Consider the following 9,573-nt stretch of genomic DNA (forward strand, 5'->3'; position numbering starts at 1 on the left):
CAAAATCTCGAAGCACAAAAGCGCGAAGCACAAAAGCGCGAAGCGCAAAAGCTAGAAGCGCAAAAGCGCGAAGCTGAAAAACTCGAAGCGCAAAAGCTAGAAACGCAAAAGCTAGAAGCTGAAAAACCAAAGCCTGTAGGTGATGATTATTACGAAGAGATAATGTTTGAAGAGAACATGGTTGCTGTCGTAGAGCCAACGGTTGAGAAAAAACAGCAAGAAGCATTAGGTTTTTTTGCGCGTTTTAAGCAAAGTTTAACAAAAACTCGTTTAAGTATTGGCAGTGGGCTATTTTCTCTCTTTAAAGGCAAAAAAATTGATGATGATCTTTTTGAAGAGCTAGAAGAGCAACTTATTATTGCTGATATTGGTGTTGAAACGACACTCAGAATTATTGATAACCTCACTGAACATGCAAATAGAAAGCAGCTTAAAGATGCAGAAGCGTTATATGGCTTATTAAAAGAGGATCTTTATCATATTTTAGAAGAGGTTGAAAAACCTTTAGTGATTGATGAAAGCAAGTCTCCTTACGTTATTTTAATGGTTGGCGTAAATGGTGTGGGTAAAACTACCACTATCGGCAAGCTGGCTAAACAGTACCAAAATCAGGGTAAATCAGTCATGTTAGCGGCGGGTGATACTTTCCGTGCGGCTGCTGTTGAGCAGTTACAAGTGTGGGGAGAGCGCAATAATGTTCCTGTTATCGCACAAAAAACAGGATCAGACAGTGCCTCGGTATTGTTTGATGCCATGGATGCAGCAAAAGCGCGCGGGGCTGATGTACTGATTGCAGATACCGCAGGGCGTTTGCAAAATAAAGAACACCTGATGGATGAGTTAACTAAAGTGGTGCGTATTATGCGTAAAAAAGATGCGACAGCACCACATGAAATAATGTTAACCATTGATGCAGGGACAGGGCAAAATGCGATTAGCCAAGTTAATTTGTTTAACAAAGCGGTTGGACTAACGGGTATTACATTAACCAAATTAGATGGCACAGCAAAAGGTGGCATCATCTTCTCAATCGCAGATAAATTTAAGCTACCAATCCGTTACATTGGCACGGGTGAGGGGATTGATGATCTACGAGAGTTTAATGCAAAAGAGTTTATTGATGCACTTTTCTCAAAAGAGGAAGATTCAAAGGATGAAAATTAAACATGATTTTATTTGAAGAGGTCAGCAAAATTTATGCTGGTAATTTTGGTGCACTAAAACAGGTGGATTTTCATTTAAAGCAGGGGGAAATGGCATTTTTAACCGGTCACTCTGGCTCAGGTAAAAGTACACTGTTAAAACTTATTAGCCTCATGGAGCGTCCAACAACAGGACGCATCGTATTAAATGGGAATGATATTAGTAACATTAAAGGTAACGATATTCCTTATTTGCGTCGTCATATAGGCATGATTTTTCAAGATCATCGCTTATTGATGAACCGTAGCGTATTAGAAAATGTGGGGTTGCCACTGCTTATTGAAGGTTATAGTCGTTATGAGATAAAGCGACGCAGTTTAGCAGCCCTTGAAAAAGTAGGTTTAATGGGTAAAGAAGATTACTCACCTATTCACCTTTCTGGTGGTGAGCAACAACGTGTTGGCATTGCCCGTGCAATTATCAATCAACCGCCATTGCTTTTAGCTGATGAGCCAACAGGTAACCTTGATCCTAAATTATCATTAGAAATTTTAAGTCTGTTTGAATCACTTAATGAATTTGGCATGTCAGTATTGATCGCAACGCATGATTTAGGTTTAATCGCCAAAATGCGTTATCGCACATTAACATTGAAAAATGGTGAGATGATCAATGATGGATTAATGAGAGGACGTAATGGCTAATCAAATGGAAGATAAAAAAATATTGTCAGGCTCGCCACGTATCACTAAAGTCTCCTTTTTTGGTCGTGTATCTGCCGTTATTCGTCAACACTTTCAGCAGATATTTAGTAGCTTTTCAGAGTTATGGAGAACGCCTTTTGCTACTTTAATGACTGTTTTTGTATTAGGGCTTGCACTCTCATTACCGAGTGTTTTTCATGTTCTATATAAAAATGCAGAGCGTGTGACTGGGCAGTGGGATGGTGCTTCTGAGATAAGCCTCTTTTTGAAAAAAGATATTTCAGAGCCTCGTGTGCAGGTGCTTATCAATAAATTATCGCTGTATCATGATATTGACTCTGTCACTTATATCTCACGTCATCAAGCATTGGAAGAGTTTAAAGAGATGTCTGGTTTCTCTAAAGCATTGAATTACCTTGATGAGAATCCACTGCCTGCCGTTTTGGTCGTTGTTCCGACTAAAAATGCAATGACCTCAGCGGGCAGTAAATTGTTGGTTGTGAAACTACAGCGCGAGCAAGATATTGATTTAGTGCGTGTTGATATTGACTGGATTGAGAAGTTACAGGCGATTCTTGCTTTGGTGGTTGATATTGTTATCGCCATTGCGGTGTTATTACTTATTTCTGTGTTATTAATTGTCAGTAATACTATCCGCCTCAATATTCTTAGTCAGCGTGACGAGATTGAGGTATTGAAGTTGGTGGGGGCAACCAATAGCTTTATTCAAAGGCCTTATCTTTATGTCGGGGCTTGGTATGGTCTGCTCGGCGGTGTTGTTGCTTGGTTATTAACATTGGGTATGGTTACATGGTTACAATCTGGTGTGATGAGTTTAATGGGTTTATATCAATTACAGTTTGAAATCGCACTGCTCAATGTTGAGGAGGTTGTTATTTTAATTGGTATTGCAACGGGGCTCGCTTTTGTTGCTTCTTATATCTCTGTTAAACAATATTTGGTGAAAATAGAGCCAAAATAAGTGCAATAGACAGAGAAGTGTAAATATTTGTAGAAAAAGAGATCTTTAGTTGATCTCTTTTTTTTTGCCTGTAATATGTGAGCTACGTCACGGAAAATGATCGTTTAATCCTTTGTTTGAGAGAGCGTATGCATAAAGTTATTGATGTAAAGTTAACCTCTATTTTTTCCCCTGTTTGCCAAGCGCTTATTCATGAGACGCTACAAAACCAACTCGACGAATCAAAACAAGCGTTGTTAAATAACAGCACTGAGTTACTTATTATCCGTTTGGATAATACCGTTATTGGTTATGCACTTTTTGAGTTGCTAAATGGCGAAGAGCTGGTCTTAAATTCCATTCATTTCAGAAGTATTATTAAAGATCACACCTTAGGTGAGTATTGGTTCTCGCGCTTATTAAAACGTCATCTCAAAAACAGAAGCTACAATCAATTTTTGTTGGCCAGTTAAGGTTTTTATTGTTTTTTTTTTGAACTTTTATTATATAATGGTTGACTAAATATCACTATCTATCAGAAATTAAAAAGGGTGAAACATGAGTAGTACAATAAATTCAATGAGCTTAGTGCCTCAAGGAAGTATTGAAGCCTATGTTCAATCAGTCAATCATTTTCCTATGCTTAGTGCAGATGAGGAAAAAGAGTTAGCCACACGTCTATTTAATGATGGTGATTTAGACGCTGCTAAAAAACTGGTTATGTCACACCTACGTTTTGTGGCTTATGTTGCAAAAAGTTATGCTGGTTATGGTCTACCGGTTGCGGATTTAATCCAAGAGGGCAATGTTGGTCTGATGAAAGCGGTAAAACGTTTCGACCCCTCCGTTGGTGTACGCTTAGTCTCTTTTGCTGTGCATTGGATAAAAGCGGAAATTCATGAGTATGTTATTCGTAACTGGCGCATGGTAAAAATTGCAACCACTAAAGCACAACGTAAACTGTTCTTTAATCTACGCAAAGCGAAAAAACGCCTTGGTTGGTTTAGTCATGAAGAGGTGCAGAACGTAGCAACAAACCTTAATGTAACCACTAAAGATGTACTAGAGATGGAATCTCGTCTTAATGGCCAAGATCAATCTTTTGATCTTATCGGTGATGACGATGATGAAAGTAACTTTGCGCCAGTGCAATATCTTGAAGATAAAACCGCAGACGTTGCCACCCAGTTTGAAGCGGAAAGTGTGCAGCTTAATATGAAAAATAAACTCCATTCTGCCCTTTCAACGCTTGATGCACGAAGCCAAGATATTATTAGCTCCCGTTGGTTAACTGAGCCTAAATCAACACTGCATGATTTAGCTGCGCGATATAGTATCTCTGCTGAACGAGTACGACAGCTAGAAGCTAACGCGATTAAAAAATTGCAAAGCAATATGGACTTTGCATAACAATAAAAAGGTGAGTTTAACTCACCTTTTTTGATCCTCGTTTATTAAATAATATTTTGGTACTTCATGCTTAATATCGCAACGCTTGGCCCCAAAGAAACTTTTTCTGATTTAGCGACCCAGCAATATATCAATTCTCAAGCTAGCCTTTTTAATATTCAATATTTTAATTCCCTTTCAGAAACTTTTAAAGCGATTGGAAAACAGTGTGAATATGGTGTATTACCCATTGAAAATCTTTCTGAAGGTTATGTACAAGTTGTTTTAGACCACCTTTTGGATACTGACTTAATAGTGACTTCAGAGCTACTGCTTGATATTCAATTCTCTTTTGTGGGAGATTGTGAGCAACTTTCGCAGCTAACCGATCTGTATGTACAGTTTGTCGCGCACGGGCAATGCTCAGAGTTTATTGCCCAGCTAACAGGGGTAAAAGTTCATAATACCCAGAGTAATATTGAGTCGTTACTATTGGCAGAAAAACAGGGTAAAGGCGCGGGGGCGATTATTCCACAGCATGCGTTAGCGTTGGTGAATAACGATTACTTTATCAAAAAGAATGTCACCAATTACGAGAACAATCAGACCCGTTTTTTAGTACTCAGTAAACAGGCGCAATCCCGATTTACAGAGGGTAATTATAAAACCACATTGGTGGTGAGAAATGAAAATGATTGTCCCGGCGTATTGGGTAATATTGTGAATGCTTTCGCAGGTGAAAAGGTTAACTTAACCTCAATCATGTCTCGTCCAACCAAATCACAGTTTGGTAAATACCACTTTTTTATCGATATCGATGGTCATCAGCTTGATAAAAATGTCAGCGCTTCGCTTAAGCAAATAAAAGCACAATATCCTGTCACCGTGATTGGCTCTTATATTAAAGCGAGTTAATGCTACTGTGTTGGCTAATAATTAATCTATTTCTGCCTTCCGATTTTGCTTGATAAAGTGCTTCATCAGCGAGGCGTAGTAGCTCATTTTGAGGCATCTCTTGATGGATAATTGCCGTTGCGATGCCTGCAGAAAGCGTGATTCTTTGTAGAGGAGACTCCTTATGTATTATATTATGGTTAAAGAGATCTTCAATAACTGCTTGAATACGTTTATTTACATTACTGGAATGAACATCACTTAATAAAATAACAAACTCCTCTCCCCCATAGCGTGCCACCAACTCGCCTGCTCGTCGGAAATGTTTTTTGATAATTGTGGCTATCTCTTTGAGACATGTATCACCTTGTAGGTGACCGTAGTGATCGTTATAAGCTTTAAAGTGGTCTACATCGAGCATAATGGCTGACAAGTTTTGTTGTTGGCGACAAGCCATCGCCCACCCTTTTTGATAGCTGTCATCAAAATGACGACGATTAGCAATACCTGTTAAACTGTCAATTAAAGAGAGTTGTGCGAGTTTATGATTGCTTTTTTCAAGTTCCCTGTTAGCGTTTGCCAGTTGCTCAGTGCGCTCTGAGACTAAATGCTCTAATCGATTATTAAGCTTATAGACTGATTCTTCTGCGCGTCTGCGTGAAATTATTTCTGCTAAATTGGCACTAAATAGGCTTAATAGATGTTTGTTATGGCTGGTTAATGGACGTTTATTTAATAGATTATCCAGCACTAAAAAACCGATTATTTGATCTTGATTACGTAATAACATGGCCGCATTCCAGCCATGACCGACTATTTTATTTTCATGATAAAGGGGGACTGCGGATTTAAAAGCTAATTGATGTGGTGAGTCGATAGCTAGCTCAAGCAGTGAGTTTTTAGGAAGAGGTCCCTGAAAGTGACTTTCATTAGTAAGCTTGCCATTAATGTCTGTACCAAAGGTGCCATGCATCGTTTTGCCATTATCATAACTTAGAAAAACAGCGACGCGGTCTAAATTTAGTTTTTTTCGGCTTATCTCAACGGCAACGCGACAGATATCAAGTTGGCTACGCTGAGATGATAACTGCACCATGCTATCGTGTAGCAACTTAATATTTTCCTCTTCTCGTTTTTGTATAATCGCACTACTTAGCATACGGCTATAGAGCATTAATAATTCCTGTTCGTGATTCTTTAACGCACGATGTCTTAACAGATTATCAATTGCCACCCAACCAATTAAGTTGTCACCGTCACGCAGAATAACCATCGCGTTCCAACCAATTCCCACTACCTTACCTGCGCTATAAAGTGCAGTATTCTCGACCACTTCGAGTAGTTTGTCCGTGTGTAAGACTGCGTGTTGCATACGTGGCGATAATACCTCCATATCGTATACAAATGCCGATTCATCAGTGGTATTACCTGATTCATCGGTACCATAAGTCGGGTTCATGGTGTGCTGAATCGCATCCGCTAAAATCAAGCAACTGCGATCAAAGTGAAGTACCTCACGTAATGTTTCAACGGCAATTTTATAGAGGGTGTCTAAGTTAGGGCTTGCCATTAAATCGAGTGTCATTTTATGCAGTTGTAATACTTTAGATGAGAACGCCTGTTGTAATTCGATATCCTGAAGATACAGCGCTTCCTGCTTATCGCGTTTTAATAGGTTTATTTTGTGCTGTTGGTTTAATCGAAATTTTTGTAATAGATAGAAAAATTGCATCATCATTGAGGCAAGTAGCGGTTCAGTTTTCCATAAATGTATCGCTTCTATTTGGGGGGATTGAATGAAAATAAAAATGCCCTGCTGATTGAACATCTGTAATTTTATGCAGTACCAATTTTCAAACTGTCCATAATCGTTGCTGATTTCCATGTGTGTAATTGGTAGATGAGCAGATAAGCTCTCTTTTTGGCCTGCGAGCTCCCATAACTTATGATTGCTAATATGGCTATCTAATTTAGTGGGGGAGAGCTCCAAATGACGAATTGGCTGGCCTGATTTGTGTTGAGCTAAACAGTGCAGTTCATCCGCTTCAATGCAAAAAATAATCTCTTTAGGTTGCAACGTCAGTGATAAAAAGTGTGACGCATTTTTAATTAAAATTTTTGCGTCCTGACATGCTAAGAAGCTTTTTTGTGTAACGAATAGCTGATCTAAAATAAACTGGCTCATCTCTTTTGTTGCTTTTTTTTACAAATAATTGATAAAGGTAGCATGAATAGAGTTAGCTGTAATTTGTATATGCTTAAACTTTGACCTGTATTGTTTTTAAACGGGTAGATCAGAGGTACCCGTGATACTTCGAGATGCAAAGTTTGCAAGGCAAGTGGTGCCGAGATACTCGGCTACCTCGTCATTCTAAGTCGATCATTTATCTTTTAATTAAATAAACACCTGCTTCTGTATGGTGGGTATAAGGAAATTGATCAAACAGCGCAAAACGCTCAACACGATGTGTTTCATTAAACACCTGCATATTTGCCTCTAATGTTTCTGGGTTACAGCTAATGTACATAATATTGTCATAAGTCTGCACCATTTTCACCGTTTCATCATCCAGTCCTGAGCGGGGGGGGTCAACGAAAATGGTATTACATTGGTAATCATCAAGGTTTATCCCCTCTAAGCGGTAAAAAGTACGCTCTTTATTGATTGCTTGGGTAAATTCTTCGGCAGACATACGGATAATCGTAAGGTTCTCAATGTTATTTTTAGCGATATTATATTGCGCTGAATGCACTGAGGGTTTGGCTATTTCAGTGGCTAATACTTTGTCGAAATTTTTAGCCAATGCGATAGAGAAGTTACCATTACCACAATAAAGCTCAAGCAGGTCGCCTTGACTATCACGAGTACAATCAATTGCCCATTCTAACATCTTGATAGAAACCGCTGTATTGGGTTGAGTAAAGCTATTTTCAACCTGTTGGTAGATAAGTGTTTGCCCATCAACCTGTAAAGACTCAACGACATAGTCTTTATCGACAAGGAATTTCTGTTTTTTAGCACGACCAATAAAGTTGATATCAAACTGTGTTGCAAGAGTGGCTTTTAACTTGTTTACCTCCTCCATCCATCGATCATCAAGCTGGCGATGATAAAGCAGGGTCACTAAAATTTGACCGCTTAATGTTGAGATAAAATCGATTTGAAACAGCTTAAAGCGCAACGTCTTATTTACTTTAATCAGTTCAATAAGTGGCTGCATTAATTGATTGATTAACTCACTGGCGGGGGGGAATTGATCCACGCGAATTTTTTGTTTGGTTGCTTGATCAAACATAATGTAATAAAGGTCGTCACCATCATGCCAAACACGAAACTCACTGCGCATACGGTAATTTTGTTTTGGTGAGGAAAATACCTCTAATGCTGGCAGGTTAAAGGTTGCAAATTGTTGGCTAAATTGTATTTTTTTAGCCTCTAACTGTGTTTCATAATTATCTGGATCAACAAATTGCATGGTTATTTTAACCTTTGGGTAAGTGTTTTAATGGCGAGATTTTAAAGTATTTAGTCTCAGTTACCAACACTATTTCTCTATTCACTCATGAAAGGTTAAAATAGTGTAAATGAGCAATAAATTAAGGTCGGTAATGCCAGTAAAACAACTTTTAATTTTTGATTCTGGAGTCGGTGGGTTATCCATTTTCCAAGAAGTGATCAAACAGTCATCTAATGTGAACTGTTATTACCTTTCTGATAACGCCTATTTCCCCTATGGCGAACTAGATGAAAACCAGTTAATTGAACGTTTAATCATGTTATTAACTGAGTTTGTTAAAAAACACCCTGTGGATATTATTATTATTGCTTGTAACTCTGCGAGTACCGTTGCTTTAACATCATTACGTGCCTCTTTTTCAATGCCCGTTGTGGGGGTTGTACCAGCAATAAAACCTGCTAGTTTAAAAACAAAAAATGGTGTTATCGGTTTAGTGGCAACCCCTGCAACCATTCATCGTGATTATACCAAACAGTTAGTTAAGCAGTTTGCTGCAGATAAAAGTGTGTTAAATATTGGTTCTACCGCATTGGTGAAATTAGCGGAAGATAAATTGCAAGGTAAAACTGTAGATAAACAAAAATTGAAAGCCATTTTTCAACCTTGGTTAAGCAGGGAAATTCGGCCAGATACCTTAGTATTAGGTTGTACCCATTTCCCACTGTTAAAAAAGGAGATCAGTGATTGCTTTGAAAATAGGGTCGCACTGGTGGATTCAGGTGAAGCGATTGCAAAACGAGTGGCGTTATTACTAAAAGATGAAAAGTTAGAAAGTGATAAAGTACAATACCCAGTCAGTTATGATGCCTTTTATACCTTGCGGGATGAAGAACAGTGTTTGCTTGAGCGTGCTTTTATTAATATGAGCTTTGACTCTTTTTCTCTTTTTTCGATAAAAAAATAGGTGCCTAAGGATCGGCTTCAAAATTACTTGCGCTTTTGTTTTCAAAATAACCAGTCATTT

The 9,573-nt window shown here is 38.4% G+C and carries 9 protein-coding genes; 7 read left to right on the top strand and 2 right to left on the bottom strand.

The genetic code is table 11. The features are described from left to right. The 6 genes from ftsY to G322_RS0114490 form a co-directional block, all read left to right on the top strand. Nucleotides 1-1,164, top strand: a 1,164-nt coding sequence (gene ftsY / locus G322_RS0114465) for a signal recognition particle-docking protein FtsY (RefSeq protein WP_022942456.1), incomplete at its 5' end; no start/stop codon positions are given. A 2-nt stretch (nt 1,165-1,166) separates the two neighbouring features. Further along, nucleotides 1,167-1,847, top strand: coding sequence for a cell division ATP-binding protein FtsE (gene ftsE / locus G322_RS0114470; protein ID WP_022942457.1), 681 nt, complete (start codon nt 1,167-1,169; stop codon nt 1,845-1,847). Continuing rightward, complete coding sequence (gene ftsX / locus G322_RS0114475) at nt 1,840-2,829, top strand: permease-like cell division protein FtsX (RefSeq protein ID WP_022942458.1); 990 nt, start codon at nt 1,840-1,842, stop codon at nt 2,827-2,829. Before ftsE ends, ftsX begins: the two co-directional genes overlap by 8 nt. Nucleotides 2,830-2,957: 128 nt before the next feature. Further along, nucleotides 2,958-3,281, top strand: a complete 324-nt coding sequence (locus G322_RS0114480; RefSeq protein ID WP_022942459.1) for a hypothetical protein — start codon at nt 2,958-2,960, stop codon at nt 3,279-3,281. 85 nt (nt 3,282-3,366) lie between these two features. Beyond that, nucleotides 3,367-4,218: an RNA polymerase sigma factor RpoH gene (rpoH, locus tag G322_RS0114485; protein ID WP_022942460.1), complete on the top strand. Its 852-nt coding sequence runs from the start codon at nt 3,367-3,369 to the stop codon at nt 4,216-4,218. A gap of 66 nt (nt 4,219-4,284) precedes the next feature. Beyond that, nucleotides 4,285-5,112, top strand: a complete 828-nt coding sequence (locus tag G322_RS0114490; protein ID WP_022942461.1) for a prephenate dehydratase — start codon at nt 4,285-4,287, stop codon at nt 5,110-5,112. Here G322_RS0114490 and G322_RS0114495 read toward each other — a convergent pair. Both G322_RS0114495 and trmA read right to left on the bottom strand, forming a co-directional pair. Next, nucleotides 5,099-7,276, bottom strand: a complete 2,178-nt coding sequence (locus tag G322_RS0114495; protein ID WP_022942462.1) for a sensor domain-containing diguanylate cyclase — start codon at nt 7,274-7,276, stop codon at nt 5,099-5,101. The genes G322_RS0114490 and G322_RS0114495 overlap by 14 nt on opposite strands. A 199-nt stretch (nt 7,277-7,475) precedes the next feature. Then, the gene (gene trmA / locus G322_RS0114500) at nt 7,476-8,573 is read right to left on the bottom strand and encodes a tRNA (uridine(54)-C5)-methyltransferase TrmA (protein WP_028866654.1); all 1,098 of its coding nucleotides are present in this window, start codon (nt 8,571-8,573) and stop codon (nt 7,476-7,478) included. Between the two features lie 127 nt (nt 8,574-8,700). On the opposite strand from trmA, the gene murI reads away from it, so the two are divergent. After that, entirely contained in the window at nt 8,701-9,513 is an 813-nt protein-coding gene (murI, locus tag G322_RS0114505) for a glutamate racemase (RefSeq protein WP_022942464.1), read from the top strand. The last annotated feature ends 60 nt before the right edge of the window (nt 9,514-9,573 follow it).

Origin of the sequence: Psychromonas hadalis ATCC BAA-638 (assembly GCF_000420245.1) — a bacterium.
Classification (GTDB): domain Bacteria; phylum Pseudomonadota; class Gammaproteobacteria; order Enterobacterales; family Psychromonadaceae; genus Psychromonas; species Psychromonas hadalis.

What these genes read in the sequence shown, in the direction of transcription:
- ftsE (WP_022942457.1), top strand. Translation starts at nt 1,167, where the DNA reads ATGATTTTATTTGAAGAGGTCAGCAAAATTTATGCTGGTAATTTTGGT.
- ftsX (WP_022942458.1), top strand. Translation starts at nt 1,840, where the DNA reads ATGGCTAATCAAATGGAAGATAAAAAAATATTGTCAGGCTCGCCACGT.
- G322_RS0114480 (WP_022942459.1), top strand. Translation starts at nt 2,958, where the DNA reads ATGCATAAAGTTATTGATGTAAAGTTAACCTCTATTTTTTCCCCTGTT.
- rpoH (WP_022942460.1), top strand. Translation starts at nt 3,367, where the DNA reads ATGAGTAGTACAATAAATTCAATGAGCTTAGTGCCTCAAGGAAGTATT.
- G322_RS0114490 (WP_022942461.1), top strand. Translation starts at nt 4,285, where the DNA reads ATGCTTAATATCGCAACGCTTGGCCCCAAAGAAACTTTTTCTGATTTA.
- G322_RS0114495 (WP_022942462.1), bottom strand. Translation starts at nt 7,276, where the DNA reads ATGAGCCAGTTTATTTTAGATCAGCTATTCGTTACACAAAAAAGCTTC.
- murI (WP_022942464.1), top strand. Translation starts at nt 8,701, where the DNA reads ATGCCAGTAAAACAACTTTTAATTTTTGATTCTGGAGTCGGTGGGTTA.